Origin of the sequence: Terriglobus saanensis SP1PR4 (genome assembly GCF_000179915.2) — a bacterium.
Classification (GTDB): Bacteria; Acidobacteriota; Terriglobia; order Terriglobales; family Acidobacteriaceae; genus Terriglobus; species Terriglobus saanensis.
Map to the genome: position 1 here is coordinate 4,527,843 of NC_014963.1, position 17,881 is coordinate 4,545,723.

Consider the following 17,881-nt stretch of genomic DNA (forward strand, 5'->3'; position numbering starts at 1 on the left):
GGTTGCATTTGTCAGTCAAATCCTGACCTGCGGGCTTGTATCGCTTAGGGCCAATGGTCCAAAGTGGAGGTCGATCCAGAGACGCTACCATTACATTCGCACCGGTGCTAGCTCCAATCTTCGGAAAGCAATACTTAGAAGCCAATGCCGAAATCATGCTGCTGCTTGGCAGGCTGCGCGAGTTCGGGGCTTGCGATCTCCTTTGTGGGGGAGGAGTCCTGCTGCGGTGCGTTGGTGTACAAAGAGAGGCCTGCTTTCGAGGATGTTCCCTGGAAGCTTTGATGCGTGAGTCTATCGCCAGTCGCGATCACACGTTCTGCGCGAACGTTCTTCAGGCTATCGACGGCGTAACCGTAGTCGATGTGCAGGGCCTTCTCGGGGGAGACTTCGGCAGTCCTGCCGGAATCCATCTTCACGGTCATGGAGTGATCCTGGCCGATGCGGGTGACAGTCCCGAGGTCACCGGAGCGCACGCCAATCTCCTTGTCGTAGGTGGTGAAGCGGACGCGCTCACCCTGAGCGACTTCGCGGGTCTCTTCCTGGTAAACACGGCTCTCGCGCGTCTGAGTGCGGAACTGTGCCGGATTGTAGGAGACTTCTTCGCGGGTCGCGTCGAAACGAACGGAGAGGAGATTACTGCGCGGGGTCGTGGAAACGACAGTAGCGTGGCTGTCGTGAGGAATGCCGTCAAGGCCGGGGCTGCCGGTCTTGTACTGGATCTTGTCGCCAGGCTGGTAGCTCTCGACGCGCATCTTGCTTCCCGTCTCTTTCTCAATGAGCACTGACATTGCCTGGGCGTCGTGGCCGAGTTTCCCGTTCGCGTAGAGGTCGGCGCGGATGATCTGCGTCAGCTTCTCGCGTTCTGCGCGATCGGGCGCAAAGATGATGGAGCGTTCAGGGCGAATGACGTACTCCCTGGTGACGGAGGCAAGCCGCGAATCCGGGTTGTTGTACTCATGCACCACAACCGTCCGCGCCTTCGAAACCTCTTGCGCTGCGGAATGTTCTGGCCTGGCTGTGAAGTCCAGAGCAGCCGTTTTGGTCACATCTGTAGAGAGACGCTGGCCTAGCGTTGCGGCGTCGTTCGTGTAGATCCTCGCATCTTCAGAGGCGCGGGAGATGGCGACATAGGCAAGCCTGTTATTGATAAGGCTGCGGCTGGAATCGGTATCGATATTCGCGATCACACGGTCAGTTGTGAGTCCCTGAGAGCTGTGAGACGTGACGGCGTATCCGTGATCGAACTGGCGGAAATCCGCAGGGTTAAAGCTGACGGAACGCTGCTCTTTTCCGTCCATGAGGACGGTGAGGCGGTCGGGCTCCATCTTCGTAATGGTTCCCATGTCACGGTTCGATATCCCCAAATCCTTATGAATAGCCGAGAATTGGAGCCTGTCACCGGTGGCGAATTCGCGGCTGGTCTCGCGGTAGACGTTCACGCCATAGACCCGCTTGGGGTCGTACTCAACGCTGGAGCCATTGGAGAACTCCACGGTCAAACGATTCGAAGCCGCATCGCTCGACTGCACTACGCCGAAGCTGCCGCGCCCGATCCCCTCAGCCTTGCTGCCGCGTTCGTACTGGACGACATCTCCGGGGCGGTACATCGCCGCCCAGGTGCGGTCGGGACCGGTCATATCGGAACGATGTGACAGCGTAAGGAACTGCCGACCGTCCTGAGCCAACGTACCGTCCTTCAGCAGCTCGCCTCGCACGGCCTCATTGATCTGCTGGCGGCTGCGATTGTCCGGGGAAACGATAAGAGTGTTCTCGGGCCTGGCGGCGTAGTCTCGCGCGATAGCGACGATGCGCTCCGATGCTCGGGCAAGCTCGGTGACACGACCTTGCTGGGAGAGCAGAGCGATCCCTTTCTCGGTTTCATTCGTGGCGAGATACTGTACGGCCCGGAGTAATTCAGGGTCTTTCTGCCGCATGATTGTATCCAGTTTGGAGGTCTGCATTCCCGCCTCCTGCATCTGCTGGAAGGGCCGGCCAGCATCGACGCCCTGATGCTGGCGCGTGTCCCCGATGACGAGAACACGATCCTCTTGGTGTATCTTTTCAAGAAAGGCCCGCATCTGCCTGGTGCTGGCAAGGCTCGATTCGTCGAGCATATAGAGATGTTTGCTGGCAGAGTCGGCGTTTTTCTGCTGGGCGAGGAAGCTCTGAAGCGTGTTTGCCTCGATCCCGGACTCGCGAAGCTGGCCTGTCGCTTTCGAGGTCGGGGCGAAGCCCTCGACCTTGTAGCCACCCTGCTCCGCACCCTCACGGATGGCAGCAAGCGTACTCGTCTTCCCGGTTCCGGCTAGCCCCTGAAAACCGTGTACGCGGTCGGTGCTGGTAAGTACCTCGCGGATGGCCGTCTGCTGCGCCTCGTTCAGAAAATCGCGGGATTTGGCCTGTTGATCTGCGGCGGCGGTAGACAGCATGGGAGCCGCTGCGCCCAGGCCGTCAAGGACGTGCCGCACGTTGGCTCGCTCGTCCGCAATCGTCTCCGGGGTGGTGAAGCTGCGGCCGGAACTATACTTTTGCCCTTGGACGGAACGGAACTCGCCTTCCTCCCTTCGCCGCTGGAACTCGCTTTGGACTTCGGAAAAGCTGACCTCACCCATCCCACGACGCAGCGCCTCGCGCATAATGACCCGCTCATCGGCCACGGCCTCACGCTCGAAAACCTTCTCTTTGGCGAAGGCGACCGCCCCACGCGAGTCCGGCTGCACACCGGTTCCCTGAGCCTGGGTTAAGACGCGCTCGCGTGCGGCGCCGATAACTCGTTCCGGCTGGTTGCCGTACTCAGCCGCCATCTCCTTATGTGCCGCCAACACCCCGGATGGCGTGAGTGTCTGCTTCCGGTCGCGGGTGGCGTGGGCGGCGATTTGCGCCGCCTCTGGCCCCTGGAAACCGGCACGTTCCATCTGTTCTTTGATCTGCTGAGATCGGGGGCTCGACGCATCAAGGTACGCCTGCGAGTAGCCCTTGATCTCCGGTGCGCCGCTCTGCCCAGGCTCGATCTCGTAACCCAGCTTGCGGAGCCGGTGCGTTAGCACCGATTGGTACACGGCGGTCGCATAGTTCTGCGACTCGAAGAATGTCCGTTCCTGGATGGCACGGGTCGAACCATCTTCCCGTTCCGTGACATTAAAGATGATGGCGTGGGTATGGAGCTGAGGCGCGGCGTACCCGTTCACGGGCCGCGCGGTATCATGCTCGAACTTTGCAGCGACGAACTTCCCGGTCATTTCGGCGGGATTGTTGCCGCCGATTCGCGCGTGCGTATACTTCTCCAACTCATCCAGGGCGGTCGTGACGGCGGCTCGGTGTGCCTCTGTCACACGCTCGTCGCCGCCGACCAGCGCGGTCAACGATACCGACTTCGGAGCGGAGAAGGTCGCGTCCCATCCGGCTCGGTGCTCGACAGGTTTGGTGACCGAGCCATCTGCGCTTGTGTACTCCTGTCCCTCCCGGTGCCGCACCATCTGCGCCTCAGTCTGCGGGTGTATACCCTCAGTCAGACGGGAGAACTCCAGTGGAGAAACTTCACCGGAGAGGCCAATAGAGGCGGCAAGTTTTCCCTGCCACTCCCCTCTAACCGTGTCCTCCTGTTTGTAGTAGCTCTGCGCATCGCTGGTGTATTCGAGTTTGTGATACGTCTGAGCCTGAACAGAGCTGATGGCTTTCGAGATGGTGAGCATGGCGGCCTACAGGTTATGCGAGATGGATGAGTTTTGGGTCTGCGCCGCCGGAACCACGGCCTTGGGAAGCTCCAGTTTTGGGATCATTGCCTCGGCTTCTTTGATCGGAGCGCCCTTGCTGGGTGCGGTCTCCTCAGTCGATGGCATGGCCGGTTCACCGGCCACGGCTGTGGGGAGCACCGGCGCGAGCGGGTTGAACCACATTTTGTGTGGAGGAATCATGCGCGGAACCAAAGCCTCTGCGATCTTAGGGAGGCTCATGGGCGGGAATGAAAAGCGCGAGACGTAGTTGTTGATCTTCACAAAGGTGTGCAGGTCGGGTAGACCTTCCACCTCGGACTTCATCACCAGAGGCTCGATCTGCCGGTCAAGAGTGAAGCTCTTGCCTTGGCGCTTGCCGTCCGCAACCGTCTCCCGGACACGTTCGATCTCCACCTCCCCGATCATCTCCGCCGCCCACTTCGCCGCGTTCGGCTCGGCTGTGCGGAGGATGAATTTCGTTGTCGGCTGCGAAAGCATTACCTCGGCAAGATGGCCGTAGATGGTTTCGAGTTGGGCCTTGCCCTGGTAGCCGAAGACGATGGGATTGTCGCTCTTGCGGCCCTTGGTCAGCGCGGTATGGAACTGCGGAAGACGCTGGAGACTGGCCAGCTCGTCGATCACCAGCCATACCTTTTTCTGCCCCGGCTTCGGCTTGGTTAGGAGACGCAACACCAGCAAGTCGATCCACAGTGAGTGCAACGGACGAAGCGCTTCTTGCTCGGCCTCCGTGGACGTAAGGAAGATCCAGCCATCACGTTTGTCGGCCCATTCCGTCGCACACCACTCACGGCCCTGAGCCTCTTCGCGGGTGGGCAGAAGGCGCAAGCTGTCGGCCACAAGGCCAAGCGAACCGAGCACACCGCTCCGCTGCTGCGGCGCATCCTTGGGTGCGAAATTTGCAAGCTCGGTGCCCTTCAAACGCCGATCAATCTCGTCCTCGTCCGACATCCACGCAACCAACTCTTCGGGCGAAGGCTTGTACTTCAGGAGATGGGCAAAGATCTTCTGCGGCGTATCCGTAAAGAACTCGCCCCGCTTATCCTCACGCGGCTGGTACATGGAAGCCGCAATTGTCCGAGCCTCAGCGGGGTTGCGCAACTCGCTGGAAGGTGTCCAGTAAGGTGACCGTGCGTCCAGCGGATTCAGAATCAAATCCCTTCGGCTTTCCTTGTAAAAGCTCTCCGTGAACTCGCCTGCCGGGTCATATACGATGGCGATTTCACCCCGGTCAGCGACTTGCTGGAGGAGCTGTTTTATGAGTGTTGACTTGCCCGTGCCGGTGTCACCCATGATCTGGATGTGCTTCGCCTCAGCACTCCGGGGGATGCGAAGCTGTATCGGCTTGCGGAGATACCACGGCTTCCCAGAGGTCTCGATGGCCAAGCCATCGGCCTTCAGCGCCTTGTTGAACTGGGTCGGCGAAACCATCACCGGTCCCTTCAGGTGGCGTCCGTACTTCAACTCGCGGAAGCGTTTCACGTCTGCACGTCCCGCGAACACGAGAGCGATCACCAGGACAAGAAAGCCCTCTCCCAACGAAGTTGCATAGATAGCAAGCAACCCTTGCCCGTCGAAGTACACGCTGCGAAGCCACCGGCTCAGGGCGGCGTCGTTATAGTCCTTCTCCGTTCCTTTATAGAACAACGCGTAACCCTGATGCCGTGCCGCTTCGGACAGCTCGACGGGAAAGACAGCACCGTTGGGCATCCTGGTTTCGCCGGGAACGAAGTCGGCTGGTAGCGCGAGCCGGGGCGCGGCTTTACCGCCGCCGACATACACCAGCCGATACTTGCCATGCTGTTTGAATGTCGCACCGACGAGCGACTGAATGTAGATCGGAGTATACGTCCGGCGCAACGGCGTCTCCGTGAAGCGGAGAAACTGCCACACAAAAAGCAGTGTTGCGAAAGCACCTACTGCCAGGGCGCTGAAGGTATAGATGGGCGCGTGCGGTGGCCAAACGATGGTCTCTTTGCGGCCCCACTTTTGATTGCCATTCATTGTGCCACCTCTGTCGCTGCGTACTGTTGCATGACTTCCGCTGCGGCCTTGTGCTTGCTCAAACGAATGCCCTGCAACTCGGCCTGGAACGCCTGCGGCGTCATCACCTCGCCGCAGGCCACGTTCCGAAGGGTTGAATTGAGAAGCTGCCGGATCGCCACGATCTCAGTGAAGAGCGGTGTGATTGTTTCGCCTCGTGCCGCTGCCAGAAGCACCTCACGGCACCACTCGCTGAGGCTCTGACCTCTGTGCTTGGCAGCCGCTTCCATCTCGTTCTGCTCGTCGCGCGTGACCCGTGCAGTCGCGCTGATGGTTCGCCCGGTTCTGCCTTTCGAGCGACGAACCCGTGCCTGAAGTCCTAGAAACGATGGCTGCGTTTGCTCTTCCATCTAAGTTTCCTCGATTGACTATTGTTGACCGTTGGTTGACGATAGCCAACCTGTTTTGCGTAAGTCGTTTGTTTGCAGTGAGGTTGACTATCGTCAACCTCAACCGCGTTTTACGACACCCTGGAAGGGATGGAGTGTCATCTTCTTCCGGTGCGCAGCACCGCAGTGGCCCCGCCACCGATGTTGCGGCGGGATCATGCTTTCGATCCCGCTGCTAATGCTGGCGTTTGTACAGGTGAAGTTGCTGCGGATACCGGCTTCTTTACGGTCGGCTCCGCTGCATCATTAGCGGGCGCTCTTCGGATGCGAAGCGTCGAAGAAGCCTGCTTCGCCTGTGGCGTCTTCAGGAAGTCCTGGAAGTCGCGATCCTTTGAGAAGACATACGCAAGCGCCTGCTCCACCACATCGTCTGCCGATGCGTGGATGAAGGCCGCGTACTGATCGACCTGCGTAGCGGTTGAGTCAGTGAGCCGGATAGAGGCGCTGACCTGGCGGGTTTGGATGACTTCGAGTAGTGGCATTGCGTTCTCCTTTGGGTGATGAATTCAGGCAATCTTTTGGCGGGCGATCATGCGCTGCGCCGTGGCTGCAATCTCCCGCGCACGAGCGGAGCAAAGTGTCGCCGGAAGCTCAGGCTTTCTGCGGCTTTCAAGCATCGCGATCACGTTGGCCATGCTTGTGCCTTCTTGTAACCAGAGACGAGCCGAAGCCATGTCTACGGTCCGCTGCGCATAGTAGGTGGGACTGGGCTTATCGAAGCGTCGCGAAGCCAGCTCCAGGGTGAGCGTCAAGGCATCTTTGCCGTGGGCAAGCTCGCCGGAGACCCAGGCCCAATCATGCTCGGAGTTGGTCTGCATATCGCGACGTATCGGCTGCTGCGGGACAGTCGGGATCATGCAGGCTTCGCGCAGGACATACAGGTGAAAGTCATCCGGCTGATAGGTAGCGTCCGAGAGGTATTCGACGGTGACAAGCTGCGCGGGATCGTACTTGCAATTCTTGAATCCCGGGATACGAAGAACCCGGTTGCAGTCGGTGCAGGCGATGTCGCCATGGAAGGCCATCGCAAGATGTTTCAATGTCATCTCCTGCGTGTAGAAATCGAAGTCCTCCACGCGCCACAACACCTGGTATTTGCCCGCCGACGTAGAGACGATCACGTTTGGCTCGGGTACAAGCTCCGAGGCTCGCAGCGCGGCGAGACGGGCCTCTCCATTCACGTCGATGTCGATGTACAAGTGACGAATCGAAGCGATGCAATCTTTGGTGCGCTTCCGGCTGCCGGAGAGTAGTGGATTGGCAGCCACGTAGATATTCGCTCCGTTGTGGTTTTCATGAGCGAGCCAGCCACGGTAACGGGGCGCGAGAGCACGTTCCAAAGGAACGATCCGTTGCTGTGTCTTAGCGATGCTCTCGTTGCGAAGCAAGAGAGCGATGGTGTCACCCGGCGCGAAGCAACGGGTGAGAAAGTCTTTGGCGACTTCATTCATACAACCACCTCCATTCGTGTCTCTGCGAGCGCGATGTCATTGGCCTTTAGCAGCCGAAGAAGTCCGGCTCGATGCCGGACTCTCCGGAGAGAAGAAAGGGCCTATGCGACCTCTCCTTCGGTGGATTCATCCTCGTCTTCCGCCGCCGCTTTCTGAGCCCGATCCAGCTTGAGAATCGAGTTCACCCGGATCTCCCAGATGGTCACTTCGGTGTTGGTCTTCGTGCTGTCGTACTTGCGGCTGCGCAGCTCGCCCTCGACCTGGATATGAGCGCCCTTCTTGAGCGTGGCGGCGAACTCTCCGAGCTTGCCGAAGACCACGCAACGGTGCCATTCGGTGTGCTCGATGTACTTGCCGTCCTTCTTGTAGGAGCTCTTGGTTGCCAGTGACAGAGTGGTCAGGCTGCGGTCGTTGTTGGTGCGAACTTCTGCATCTGCGCCGGTGAATCCGATGAGGGTGACTTTGTTTGAGTACATGGTGGTGATCTCCGTTTCGTTGAAGTTCCCGTATCCTGCTCGGGTCACACAGGCGAAGCCAAGCGAGTGGGCCCGGCTCCCAAGTGCCAAGGAGTGCTTTCTTGGCGGGGCCCGAAAGAAGTTTGTGCGGCGTTTGTTGCCGCGGTTCTCAAACTTCTTTTGGGAGGAACCGAGACCCTGAAAGGGTGGCGAAGCCAAAGCAGAACGACGCCGAGCCGCAGGGCGCCGGTTTGGCCCCGAAGCGTGACCCCGAGCAGAGGACGGGATACGAGGCGGAAGGCTCCCCGATGCACCGAAGTCAAACTCTCGATCTCGGCGCTTAAAGTCCGTCCAACCACAGCTATCTTCCGAGCGGCAATTGCTCCGTAGAAGGACGGCATCGAACACCTGCCGTTACGTTCGCGGCAGCTCTCAGCCGTTACGCTGGGCGCTTTCAGAGACGAGTTGGGCTGTGCAGCCGGTTTGGCAGCATGACGGTACATCGTAGTGACCTCGATTCGGGTTCGATTCTCTAGCTGTATGCCTGGGACTCAGGCGGCGGAAGCACGATAGATGTCCTCCGTCTGGAAGCTCTGGTCCGCATGGGTATATCCGGTTACGGTAATCAGTTCGCGTACTCGGCGACGGCCCGTGACATCGCGCTCGCAGTACAGAACGAAGTCGATCGCCTCCGCTGTCTCCGAACGGATGAAAGCGTGGTTCAAGTTAGCCCGCGCACTCAGGGCTAAATCCGAGAGCCTGTTCAAGGCATCCCATGCGGACTTCGCATGGATGGTGGAGAGCGTGCCACCATGTCCTGTATTCATGGCTTGCAGCAGGTCATAGCCGCACTCGTCACGTATCTCACCCATGATGATGCGGTCGGGACGATGGCGCAGAGCAGCGGCAAGGAGCTGACTCGGAGTGATGCCAACCTGACCGGGAATCGCCTCGACAGCCTCCCACCGGACGGCATTCGGATGCGATACCTTCAGCTCTGCCGGTTGCTCGATGACAACGAGGCGCTCTTGCTGGGGAACGTGGTCAAGCAACGCCTTCATCAAGGTCGTCTTCCCTGAGCTGGTTCCGCCGCTGATGATCCCGTTCTTTCGCTCGTTGATGAAGCCGATAACTTTATCCCGAACTACCTCCGGTAAGCTGCCAGCGGCGATCAGCTCATCGGAGGTGTACCAGCGATTGAATTTGCGGATCGTCAGCGTCGGTCCATTGATCGAAGATGGAGCGCCGACTACCGCCACACGCGAGCCGTCAGGCAAGCGTGTATTCAGGATCGGGTTCTGGGTTGTGAGGTCTTGTCCGAGGATGCGAGCAACACGCTCAATGGCAGCCTGCAGCCGATCGTTGGAATACGGCGTCGCGAGGGGTATATGCTCGATGACGCCGTTCCGGTCCGCATAGACTCCAGTGGTGCCATTAACCATGAGATCGGAGATGGATGGGTCAAGCAGTAACGCCCGCAACTCCTCGGGAAAGAACGGGAGAATCAGGTGATAGCTCATCGCGTTGCTCCTACGGCTGGCGTCACTGGCAACGCCGACGATGGTCCGGCGGTTCCGGGAGCAATGGGATCGACGGAGAGCCGGTTTTCGTGGAACTCCGTAATGGTCAATCCAAGCGGATTGATCGTCTCGAACTGCGGGAAGATGCGGGCCTGGTCGCTCACCTGACTCGGGTTTAGATAGTAGGTAATACTGAGCATCCAATGCTCTGTTCGTGGCTCACGGGAGTTCTGAGCGGAATATGACCTGTCGATGGCTATAAGCGCCGTGCCACGGGCAATACGCGCGTCCTGAACTGTCTCCTCGGACATCGATGTGATCGTGACGTTCTTCACCTGCACGTCGCTGGTTTCGATCTGACCAGCGACTACCTGCGAGACAAGATGATTCCCGTTGTCAGCAGTCATCAATTGCGATGCGAGTGTCTGCGAGAGAAAGTAGTAGTTAAGCGGGTACTTCTTTGCGATGGTGTCCCGGCCAATGGTGTAGCGGTAGTTTGCCCAATCGGTGAGGTACGTCCGTACCTCACCCTCGCGCGGACTGTAGTTCAAATCGCTGTATTGGATCGCCTGAGCGCGGCCCATCTCGTCGATCCGGACGTAGCGATTCGCGGTAGGACGATGTGCAAGCGAGAAGTTAAGCCACATGGAACCCAGTAGCACAACCGTCCCGCAACCGATCACAAGGCGGTAGGCTTTACGCTCGGCATAGTGGGAGGCGTAGACTTCGTTTCCGACGTGGTCGGCAAGCACGGCTTGCTCCGGCGTAAGTGCGCTTTCAATGGGTGCTGTGTGGGTGGACATGAGGGGTCTGGCTCCTTTCCGAGACGGCATGAAAGACGACGTAGGCATAGATGATGCCCGCAGCAAGGCATACCGCAAGAAACATCAGGAAGAGATAGCGAAGAGGTCTGGCCAGCCCTAACCGTTTCAGTGCAAGAACATCCATCAGATACCAGAACATTTATGCTCCTCCCGCAACGGCTGCCGTCGAAGCCAGCTTGCCGACTGCATTTCCGATACTTCCCGCCATTCCCGCTGCACCGCCAAAGATGGCTTGGGTCATGCTCGGAATGAACAGCATATTGATGATGAAAGCGACGAAGACCATTAAGCAAGGGATCAAATTGGCGATCCACATATCCATCGAATAGTTGCCGTTGAAGGTCTGCTGAAGAAAGCCATTCATGAATCCGGCCCATACAAAGATGAAGGCTGCTGCAACTGCACGGATCATAGCGAAGCTAATGAGCACATCGAGGAACTGGAAAAACTTCGCTTTGAAGGTCTGCGTCATCAGCAATGGCACGAAGACAGGGCCGAAGAGTGCGGTCACACCGTAAAGGATGAAGGCGCTGCAATTGATGACGAACAAGATCGCGGAGGCGAGTCCAAGCATGATCTGGACGAGGACGTAGCAGAGGATCTGAACGGGCGCGGTGAAAGACGGCATGGACGTTCCATCGCCAGCGTTCTTGAGAAGCTGGAGCAACTGGTCGAGCGAGTGCTGATCGAACGCCGCAACCATCGCCTGTGCGATGTAGCTGAAGAAGTGATTGATGCCAAAGCTGGCACCGGGAAAGGGATTAACCCAATAGTTCAGCAGCAGGCTGCACACAATGAGCTTGAGTAGGAAGTGGGTAAGATCCCCGGCACGCACGGGATGGTGATGCAGTCGGAACGTCATCGTGGTGGTATTCCAATTGATGACCATGTTCACAAGGGTAAAGAGGGAAATGCAGCTAAGCTCCGTCCAACCGAGCTGGGTCAATGCGCCGCCGTTCTGCGTGGTGAGGTTGGTCAGGTTGTTGGTGAACTGGTAGAGCCAGTCCATGCCCGACGATGTGGACGGCAGTGCTTGTGCGAGGATGACGATGCTCATGGCGGTCTCCGGTGGGATCAGGGGATATAGCTCTTCCAGGTCTTGCCTTCGTTACCAGCGGCAGAGTTGCGCCGCTTCTTGTCCTGCTCTACCTGCTTGCGAAACGCTTCATCGCGGCCTCTTTGCTCCTCTGCGTCGTGCTGTTGCTGTTGAAGGATGGCGGCAGCCTTATGGGCCTCATGGCTCTGGTAAATCACGGCGCTGCCGATGGCCGTCAGCGCCGCAAGGATCGCAAGCAATATCTTGGTGTTGATCGCTTTCAGCATGGCGTCTCCGAATCAGGGAATATAGGTCTGCCAGGTATTGCTTTCATTCGCTGCGCTCACGTTATTGGTCGAGCGCTGCTGCTGAACAAAGGCGGCGGTGTTGAGGTCTTGTGCTGCTGCATTCCGCTGCTGCATGTTCGCGACGGTCATCTGTGAAGCGAGGCAGGCTTGCAGGACGCCCTGCGACTGCATCTCGGACATCTTCTGTGCTTCTGCTGCATTCAGGAGATTGAGCTGTTCGACTTCAGTGTTGGTGCCATCGCTGCTGTCGAACTGCTGCGACGCGAGCGTGTTGTTCGCGGTAACGTTCTGTGTCCTCGCGCCTCTATACTGGCCGACTGCTGTAAGGCAATCGGGAGAGATGGAATCCGATGCCTCGATCATGGCAAGCTGTGAGAGTTGAGCGCTCCCCGGCGTCTGTCCTTGGAGATAGGTGCTTGTGCTTCCACTGACCTTGATTGTCCCGGCAGTCCACGCCGTGGCCGATGCACTGGGCGAGTTCGTATTGAGGGCGATGCTCATACCACTCGTCTCGCCAAACAGATTGCCGACGTTCGCGTTCTTCATGGCATTTAACGTGGTCTGCCATTGCTGTTTGAGAGAGAAGTGCGTGATGTTGTTCTGGAGCATTTTGTACTGCGACTCCAGGGTCGTGAGCTGGGACACAAGACTGGCGTAGCTGGTCGGATCGAAAACAATGTCGCCGATTCCGAAAAGCGCGAAGCTCGGTGTCGCAGTCAACAGGAGCAGGCCGCCGGTCAAAAGATACTTGTTGCGTTTGGTCATCATGAGTTTCATGAGAACTCCTTTGGGTTGAAGGGCTAGAAGCATTGCGGGCAGGTCGGGTCCAACCTGTCCAGGGAAAAGTGACGGATGTTCGTCGCGATCCGGCATGGGAACTCCGTCACAGCATCCACGGTCTGGACACACCAATCGAGTGTGCTGGCGACAGAGCTACGTCCGACAGGCGAGGTGAGAAGAGCGAGAGCCAGCATGGATGCACCGACTGACAGGATGAGCTTGTTGCGTCTCGTAATCGTGAGTGTGTTCATTTGCATAGCCTCCTACTCTTCATCCGCAATCCGACGGGCAACCTGCGGAACCATCGCAACCCACTCGGGACCAGTCCGCTCGATAGCTTCCGCAATGGTGTAGCCCTGCTCCACGAGCCAATCGGCACGATTGAGGACGAGGGCAACCGCGACCTTTTCGCCGGTGGATTGCACGGCCCAGGCATCATGGCCTCCGCGCTGCGCATCCTGCGACTTGCGGAGCAAATGGTCGTATCTCGGATTGCTTTCGTTCATACGGCTTCCTCTCTGGCCAGGACGGTTTACATGGTGGGGTCTACGCGATGCTCCGCGTAGGACGGGATGAGGATGTCGCGCCCGACGTATACGCGGGCTCGGGAGCCTTCCTTAAGCGTGATGATGGGCAGGCGATTTAGGAAGTGGTTCAATACCTGCTCGCCCTCCGTCGCGGACTGCTCGGAGATACCACTGCGTATCTGAGAGGAAGCCGTAAGGACGCTGCCGTTATTGCCGATCTGCGCTAAACCACCTAGACCGCCCACAGCAGCAGCCGCACCAAACGCCATCAAGTAGCCGTGGTCTACCTTGGTGGCGAGTCCGGTGGTGCCCAATGGATCAAGACCGATGTACTTGTCGAAGTCGAGGGAGAACCCATCAGGGCATACAGCGCGATGGAAGGTGACGAACATCTTCCGTTGCTGCGCGTTGCCGACACTCTGCACTGTGCCGATGAGACGTGTGCCCTGGGGCATGAGGAGCTGCTGATGGTCGTGCGAATAGTAATCGGTGGTGAGCATGACCAGAATCGGACCGCTCAACCCACCGTCGATGTGGTTGGTGACAACCCCTTCAAATACCGTGCCCTCGAAGACGCGATAGAGATGACCTTGATAGTTATCGAAGTCGTATCCAGCAATGGCGTCGGTCTTGGAATTTGCTTTCGACGGCTGACCAGAAGCAGACTGCACAATGCCGGGCCGGTCGCTTGCGCCACTGGGAGATGTTCCGGCGATCATTTCCGTAGCTATCTGCGGACGTGCCTCTTCATGCTCCCCTAGGACAGCCGTTGCTGCCTGCGGTGCCACAGCGGCACCGGGCGCTGCGCCAGTATGGGCAAAGTCGATAGCGACTGTATCGCTGTTGATGGCGTCCTGGGCTTGTTTCTCCTTCGCAAGCGCTTTCTGCTTGGCTTCTGCCTGAGCTTGCGAAACATTGGAAGTCCGCTGTGGTGCGTTCGGGCTGTTGCCGTAGATGGCATCGCGCTGTGCTGCCGTCATGGGTTGTGTCCCGGCGGCCTCTGGGCCGGGGACACTCTGTTCCACCTGAAGCTGCTGCAAAGCGGCCGCTAACTCCTGCTGATGCTGGCGTTCTTCCGCGTCCCGTTGAGCCTGCACCTGTTGCTGCGTCGAAAAGCTATTCACCTGTTGAGCATTTGGAGACGCGGGACGCATGGCCATCGCGCTTGTAGGGGCAGCTTTCTTGCTCCCACTCAACAGGCTCGACACATTGGCTATGCCGATAAGGGCAATGATGACAACCAGAACGATCACCATAGGCATACCCTTTTTGAGGGGCGACTTCGCTTCGGGCTGTTCCGGGACGGTTGCGGGAGGGTTCTGATTGGGCGCGGTCATGGCTATTTCGCTCCTCCCACGCGGTGGAACTCTACCTTCTGTTTGCCAATGGCGAGATAGCCGTTGTCCAACTGCTTCGGCACCGTATAAAGGCCAGCGTTGAAATCGAAGTTGATGAGCGAGCCTTTGCCGTCCTTCAACTCATAGAGGGCCGGGGTCTCCTGAAACTGCCCGCGCAGGTACGTGAACTTGTCGTCGCGCCATATCTGTTGAAGGCCAAGAGATTTGCCTTTTGATTGGTCCCATGTGTAGTCGAAGTGGAGGTTTCCGGGATACTGGCTCCGGTACTGCTCCGCTTTGGTCTCTTCGGCCTTCAGCTCCGCTGCCTGAGCTGCTTTGGCAGAGGCGGCCTCCTGCTTGGCTTTGTCCAACTCGGCAGCGGGCACGAAAACCGGAAGCTGTGTCAGTCGGTCTTTTGCTGCCTTGTCGCTGGGAGCAAGGAAGACCTTGGAATCGAAGTGGGCATCGGGCTCACTGGAGATTTCATGGAGCTGCAAGGTGTACTCATTGCCGTGATCGGAGACGATATGAATATCGGTCGATCCATTGGCAACCTTGGGCTTGACACTGATGAACCGGCTCGCAACGTGGCCGCCATCGAACACCCAGTCCACGGTATCCCCTGCAAAGACATTGGCGACCTTCTCCTCGGCGGGAAGGACAATGAGTGTCGATTGCAATAGGCCGGCACGGATCACAGGAGGCGTATCCGCCTCGGACACGGTAACGGTGCGCGGTGCATTCGGCTGTAGAGGATGAGTATCTGCAGCATGGCAAGCGGCAGAGGCCAGCGCAAGTCCGGCGGAGACGACGATGGGGATGATTGGTTTCATGGCACTGGCCTTTCTGGGTTGGGAGTTTGTCACACAGTCTCGCCCTGGGCAAAGCGATCGATGCCCTCGGTGAGGCCGTACTTTTCGATCAGCTTCGACCGGCGCACCCGGTCCTTCGGCTTGGTAGAGAAGATGGCGTAGCTGCGCTTATCGAGGTTCAACGTGACGACCTTCGTGATGCCGTCGCGTCGCATGTACAGGGCCTCGCGGTCCTGCAAGCTTTCAAAGAGTGCGATCTGCTGTTCGTTCATCTTGAACAGCTCGGCATAACGCTTCCGATTGAAGGTCGCATCTTTCAGGAAGAGGAAGGATGTGCAGGAGTTCACGATGCTGTCGGCGTTCGCGCCAAGATCGTCGGCGGACTGACCAATCATCGTGACGCCACCGAGATTCTTGCGAACCGTCTTGATCGAAGCGAGCGCGCCGTCGAGCAATTGCTTATTCTTCATCGAAGAGAAGATCTCTTCGATGAGGATGTGCTTGGGAACACCGAGATTCGCTGGGTTATAAAGCACATCATTGATACGGCGAAGAAGCCAGACCATCAGTGGTTCAATGAGGTCGGCGTACTGCTCGTTGTTGACGCCCTGGAAGTCGAAGCATTGCAGGCGGGAGAGCGAGAGGCTGTCTTCGACGTTGTCGAAGACAGCGTTATAAATGCCCTTGGCAACCCACTTCGACAGATAGCGATCGAGCTTCTTCGGTAGAAAAAGATTCGAGAGACGGCGGTTCTCCGGGTCGAGCAGGTACATATCCTGCACGGCCTTGTGGATCACATCATCGTCTTCCGGCTCCAACTCCGCGCCGCCGTTGGTAAGCAGCAGCTTGATAAATGAGTACAGGAACTTGATGTTGCTTTCAGTGGGCTCCAGCGCGAACGGATTGACGCGCGGGCCGTCTTTGCCCACTCTGTCTACGCGCCCTCCGTACAGTTCCACGACACTTTCGTAGCTGCCGCCAATGTCGAAGATGTAGGAAAAACCGCCGTATTTCTGCTCCAGCGCGATAGCGGCGTTAGCGTGTACCGATTTGCCTGACCCTGTAGGACCGATGATGAGCATGACCCGCACCCCGTCTACATACACATCCTGGAAGAAAGGCGTCCGTGTCCGTGTCTCGAAGATGTTGAGGTACTCGTTATCGAGATCTTCCGAGTGCGGATGGCCTGTGTGTGGTGCGAATACGGAAGAGAGTCGCGCATGATGGTCCTCCGCGAGCCATAGCGGAAAGACGTTGAACTTGTGGTTGCCGGGGAACATCGCATAGAACGCCGACAGGTTGCCAAGCGTCTCCTCCATTGCCTGAGCGCGAGCATCGACGAAGATCCGATGGACCGCCGGGACCGTGCTACGCAACTGCTCCTGGCTGCGCGCCGCGAGCAGCAAACGCAGGGAGTATTCGCCCTGCGCCTTCTTATCAAGTGAGCGGATGACATCGCTTAGGTCATCGACGCTGTTGTTGGCAGCCTTGGCACCCGCCCCAGTTTCGAGCGAAGCGGTATCTCGTCCGCTCATCACTCGTGTCAGTACGCCGACTTTGAAAAACGAGATGAATTTCTCCTGTGCATCGATCTCGCTCCGGGCTGCTGTCGTCGATTTCACTCGCCATGTGGAGCACAGCACACTATCGCAGTCGAGCGTGAGCAGGCCGGAGAAGAGGCATGGCCTTGATGCCTCTGGTGTCGCCTTCAGCGAAAACATCTGCACATGGCGCTTGCCCACCTGAAGGTAGTCGCTGTGCCAGGCAATTGGGCTCTTGACGATCTGGCGGTCCACGCCTGTATCGCTGCGGAGCTGATCCTGACCTGCCCATTCCTCAAGATTGAATAAGTAACTGAAGAACTGGAAGGTATCGGCTTTGCCGAGCAGCCGCAAGCCAAGCGTGCTGCCGAGATGACTCTGAAGAATGGTCGCAGTCTTTTCAAGCTCTGCGAGCATCCGTGAAGTATCCAGGGCGTTCTCCTGCGGTTTGCTCTCAAAGGCTTTCGCCTTCGACGGCTCCAGCGTGAGGCACCAGTGAAGGTCGATCCGCCGAAATGCTGCTGTCTTTTCGAGATGAGTAAGGCGGTCTGTCACGAATACCTCAGTGGCAGGATTCGCGTACTTTGCCTGACGAGGAAGATCGAAGCCAGACATCACGCGGGCATATTGATAGAGGCAGGAACCTTCCGGCAGTCCACGAAGAGCTCCTTCAATCGAGCGCATCCGTGAGTCAAGCTCCAGGTCGGTGACGCCTTCTTCGTCGATGCCGGTCAGAGAGAACAAGCAACCGTAGCCGCCGCCCTTCAACGCGAAGATACTCGGCCCGACGAAGCGTGCAATCGGAACGATGCTGCACGCCGCTCCAGCCTTTGCGAACCACGGCGTATGCTTCGACTGTTCAATGTTTGCGCGGGTCATAGTAGCTCTTCTGGATGAGGCTCAGGCCCCACAGTTGAAACATCTTTGGGTGTCTGCGGACGATGAGCCATGCACCGACAGCCATCGTCGGGAAGCTAATCATTGCCAGCAGTCGGAACCCAACGAGGAAAACCGTTACGTTCACAAACACAATGGCCATCCATGTCGAGAGGTCGAGCCCTAGCTTGGCTCTGGGCCTATTCATGGCCTGATTGATCGGTAACGGTTCTCCACGCTTGGTCATGTCG

Annotated in this window: 18 protein-coding genes; all 18 read right to left on the reverse strand. The window is 58.1% G+C overall.

The genetic code is table 11. The features are described from left to right. Nucleotides 1-134: 134 nt before the first annotated feature. The gene (mobF, locus tag ACIPR4_RS18720; RefSeq protein ID WP_013570237.1) at nucleotides 135-3,692 is read right to left on the reverse strand and encodes a MobF family relaxase; all 3,558 of its coding nucleotides are present in this window, start codon (nucleotides 3,690-3,692) and stop codon (nucleotides 135-137) included. Nucleotides 3,693-3,698: 6 nt separating this feature from the next. After that, nucleotides 3,699-5,735: a type IV secretion system DNA-binding domain-containing protein gene (locus ACIPR4_RS18725; RefSeq protein WP_013570238.1), complete on the reverse strand. Its 2,037-nt coding sequence runs from the start codon at nucleotides 5,733-5,735 to the stop codon at nucleotides 3,699-3,701. After that, the gene (locus ACIPR4_RS18730; RefSeq protein ID WP_013570239.1) at nucleotides 5,732-6,124 is read right to left on the reverse strand and encodes a plasmid mobilization protein; all 393 of its coding nucleotides are present in this window, start codon (nucleotides 6,122-6,124) and stop codon (nucleotides 5,732-5,734) included. Before ACIPR4_RS18730 ends, ACIPR4_RS18725 begins: the two co-directional genes overlap by 4 nt. 194 nt (nucleotides 6,125-6,318) lie before the next feature. Next, complete coding sequence (locus tag ACIPR4_RS18735) at nucleotides 6,319-6,645, reverse strand: hypothetical protein (RefSeq protein ID WP_013570240.1); 327 nt, start codon at nucleotides 6,643-6,645, stop codon at nucleotides 6,319-6,321. Between the two features lie 24 nt (nucleotides 6,646-6,669). After that, nucleotides 6,670-7,614: a DNA-primase RepB domain-containing protein gene (locus ACIPR4_RS18740; protein WP_013570241.1), complete on the reverse strand. Its 945-nt coding sequence runs from the start codon at nucleotides 7,612-7,614 to the stop codon at nucleotides 6,670-6,672. Between the two features lie 101 nt (nucleotides 7,615-7,715). After that, nucleotides 7,716-8,180 carry a single-stranded DNA-binding protein gene (locus tag ACIPR4_RS18745; protein ID WP_245536388.1) on the reverse strand — a complete coding sequence of 155 codons (465 nt, stop codon included), beginning with the start codon at nucleotides 8,178-8,180 and terminating at the stop codon, nucleotides 7,716-7,718. A 440-nt stretch (nucleotides 8,181-8,620) separates the two neighbouring features. After that, nucleotides 8,621-9,589, reverse strand: coding sequence for a TadA family conjugal transfer-associated ATPase (locus ACIPR4_RS18750; RefSeq protein ID WP_013570243.1), 969 nt, complete (start codon nucleotides 9,587-9,589; stop codon nucleotides 8,621-8,623). Continuing rightward, nucleotides 9,586-10,392: a VirB8/TrbF family protein gene (locus ACIPR4_RS18755; protein WP_013570244.1), complete on the reverse strand. Its 807-nt coding sequence runs from the start codon at nucleotides 10,390-10,392 to the stop codon at nucleotides 9,586-9,588. Before ACIPR4_RS18755 ends, ACIPR4_RS18750 begins: the two co-directional genes overlap by 4 nt. Next, entirely contained in the window at nucleotides 10,367-10,552 is a 186-nt protein-coding gene (locus ACIPR4_RS18760) for a hypothetical protein (protein ID WP_013570245.1), read from the reverse strand. Before ACIPR4_RS18760 ends, ACIPR4_RS18755 begins: the two co-directional genes overlap by 26 nt. After that, the gene (locus ACIPR4_RS18765) at nucleotides 10,553-11,470 is read right to left on the reverse strand and encodes a type IV secretion system protein (protein ID WP_013570246.1); all 918 of its coding nucleotides are present in this window, start codon (nucleotides 11,468-11,470) and stop codon (nucleotides 10,553-10,555) included. 17 nt (nucleotides 11,471-11,487) lie between these two features. Then, a complete protein-coding gene (locus ACIPR4_RS18770; protein WP_013570247.1) occupies nucleotides 11,488-11,736 on the reverse strand; it encodes a hypothetical protein in 249 nt (82 codons plus the stop codon). Between the two features lie 12 nt (nucleotides 11,737-11,748). Continuing rightward, entirely contained in the window at nucleotides 11,749-12,534 is a 786-nt protein-coding gene (locus ACIPR4_RS18775; RefSeq protein WP_013570248.1) for a hypothetical protein, read from the reverse strand. Nucleotides 12,535-12,557: 23 nt separating this feature from the next. Then, on the reverse strand, nucleotides 12,558-12,788 hold the full coding sequence (locus ACIPR4_RS18780; RefSeq protein ID WP_013570249.1) for a hypothetical protein: 231 nt from the start codon (nucleotides 12,786-12,788) through the stop codon (nucleotides 12,558-12,560). 12 nt (nucleotides 12,789-12,800) lie between these two features. Next, nucleotides 12,801-13,043 (reverse strand): hypothetical protein, encoded by a 243-nt coding sequence (locus ACIPR4_RS18785; RefSeq protein ID WP_013570250.1) that lies wholly within the window; start codon nucleotides 13,041-13,043, stop codon nucleotides 12,801-12,803. A gap of 26 nt (nucleotides 13,044-13,069) precedes the next feature. Then, entirely contained in the window at nucleotides 13,070-14,401 is a 1,332-nt protein-coding gene (locus ACIPR4_RS18790) for a TrbI/VirB10 family protein (RefSeq protein WP_013570251.1), read from the reverse strand. A gap of 2 nt (nucleotides 14,402-14,403) precedes the next feature. Beyond that, the gene (locus ACIPR4_RS18795; RefSeq protein WP_013570252.1) at nucleotides 14,404-15,234 is read right to left on the reverse strand and encodes a TrbG/VirB9 family P-type conjugative transfer protein; all 831 of its coding nucleotides are present in this window, start codon (nucleotides 15,232-15,234) and stop codon (nucleotides 14,404-14,406) included. Between the two features lie 29 nt (nucleotides 15,235-15,263). Continuing rightward, nucleotides 15,264-17,633 (reverse strand): VirB4 family type IV secretion system protein, encoded by a 2,370-nt coding sequence (locus ACIPR4_RS18800; protein WP_013570253.1) that lies wholly within the window; start codon nucleotides 17,631-17,633, stop codon nucleotides 15,264-15,266. Beyond that, nucleotides 17,614-17,877, reverse strand: a complete 264-nt coding sequence (locus ACIPR4_RS18805) for a VirB3 family type IV secretion system protein (protein WP_013570254.1) — start codon at nucleotides 17,875-17,877, stop codon at nucleotides 17,614-17,616. The genes ACIPR4_RS18800 and ACIPR4_RS18805 overlap by 20 nt, the downstream gene beginning before the upstream one ends. Nucleotides 17,878-17,881: the final 4 nt, after the last annotated feature.

Excerpts from the sequence above, each read along its gene's own strand:
- mobF (WP_013570237.1), bottom strand. The coding sequence starts at position 3,692 with ATGCTCACCATCTCGAAAGCCATCAGCTCTGTTCAGGCTCAGACGTAT.
- ACIPR4_RS18725 (WP_013570238.1), bottom strand. The coding sequence starts at position 5,735 with ATGAATGGCAATCAAAAGTGGGGCCGCAAAGAGACCATCGTTTGGCCA.
- ACIPR4_RS18730 (WP_013570239.1), bottom strand. The coding sequence starts at position 6,124 with ATGGAAGAGCAAACGCAGCCATCGTTTCTAGGACTTCAGGCACGGGTT.
- ACIPR4_RS18735 (WP_013570240.1), bottom strand. The coding sequence starts at position 6,645 with ATGCCACTACTCGAAGTCATCCAAACCCGCCAGGTCAGCGCCTCTATC.
- ACIPR4_RS18740 (WP_013570241.1), bottom strand. The coding sequence starts at position 7,614 with ATGAATGAAGTCGCCAAAGACTTTCTCACCCGTTGCTTCGCGCCGGGT.
- ACIPR4_RS18750 (WP_013570243.1), bottom strand. The coding sequence starts at position 9,589 with ATGAGCTATCACCTGATTCTCCCGTTCTTTCCCGAGGAGTTGCGGGCG.
- ACIPR4_RS18755 (WP_013570244.1), bottom strand. The coding sequence starts at position 10,392 with ATGTCCACCCACACAGCACCCATTGAAAGCGCACTTACGCCGGAGCAA.
- ACIPR4_RS18760 (WP_013570245.1), bottom strand. The coding sequence starts at position 10,552 with ATGTTCTGGTATCTGATGGATGTTCTTGCACTGAAACGGTTAGGGCTG.
- ACIPR4_RS18765 (WP_013570246.1), bottom strand. The coding sequence starts at position 11,470 with ATGAGCATCGTCATCCTCGCACAAGCACTGCCGTCCACATCGTCGGGC.
- ACIPR4_RS18770 (WP_013570247.1), bottom strand. The coding sequence starts at position 11,736 with ATGCTGAAAGCGATCAACACCAAGATATTGCTTGCGATCCTTGCGGCG.
- ACIPR4_RS18775 (WP_013570248.1), bottom strand. The coding sequence starts at position 12,534 with ATGAAACTCATGATGACCAAACGCAACAAGTATCTTTTGACCGGCGGC.
- ACIPR4_RS18780 (WP_013570249.1), bottom strand. The coding sequence starts at position 12,788 with ATGAACACACTCACGATTACGAGACGCAACAAGCTCATCCTGTCAGTC.
- ACIPR4_RS18785 (WP_013570250.1), bottom strand. The coding sequence starts at position 13,043 with ATGAACGAAAGCAATCCGAGATACGACCATTTGCTCCGCAAGTCGCAG.
- ACIPR4_RS18790 (WP_013570251.1), bottom strand. The coding sequence starts at position 14,401 with ATGACCGCGCCCAATCAGAACCCTCCCGCAACCGTCCCGGAACAGCCC.
- ACIPR4_RS18795 (WP_013570252.1), bottom strand. The coding sequence starts at position 15,234 with ATGAAACCAATCATCCCCATCGTCGTCTCCGCCGGACTTGCGCTGGCC.
- ACIPR4_RS18800 (WP_013570253.1), bottom strand. The coding sequence starts at position 17,633 with ATGACCCGCGCAAACATTGAACAGTCGAAGCATACGCCGTGGTTCGCA.
- ACIPR4_RS18805 (WP_013570254.1), bottom strand. The coding sequence starts at position 17,877 with ATGACCAAGCGTGGAGAACCGTTACCGATCAATCAGGCCATGAATAGG.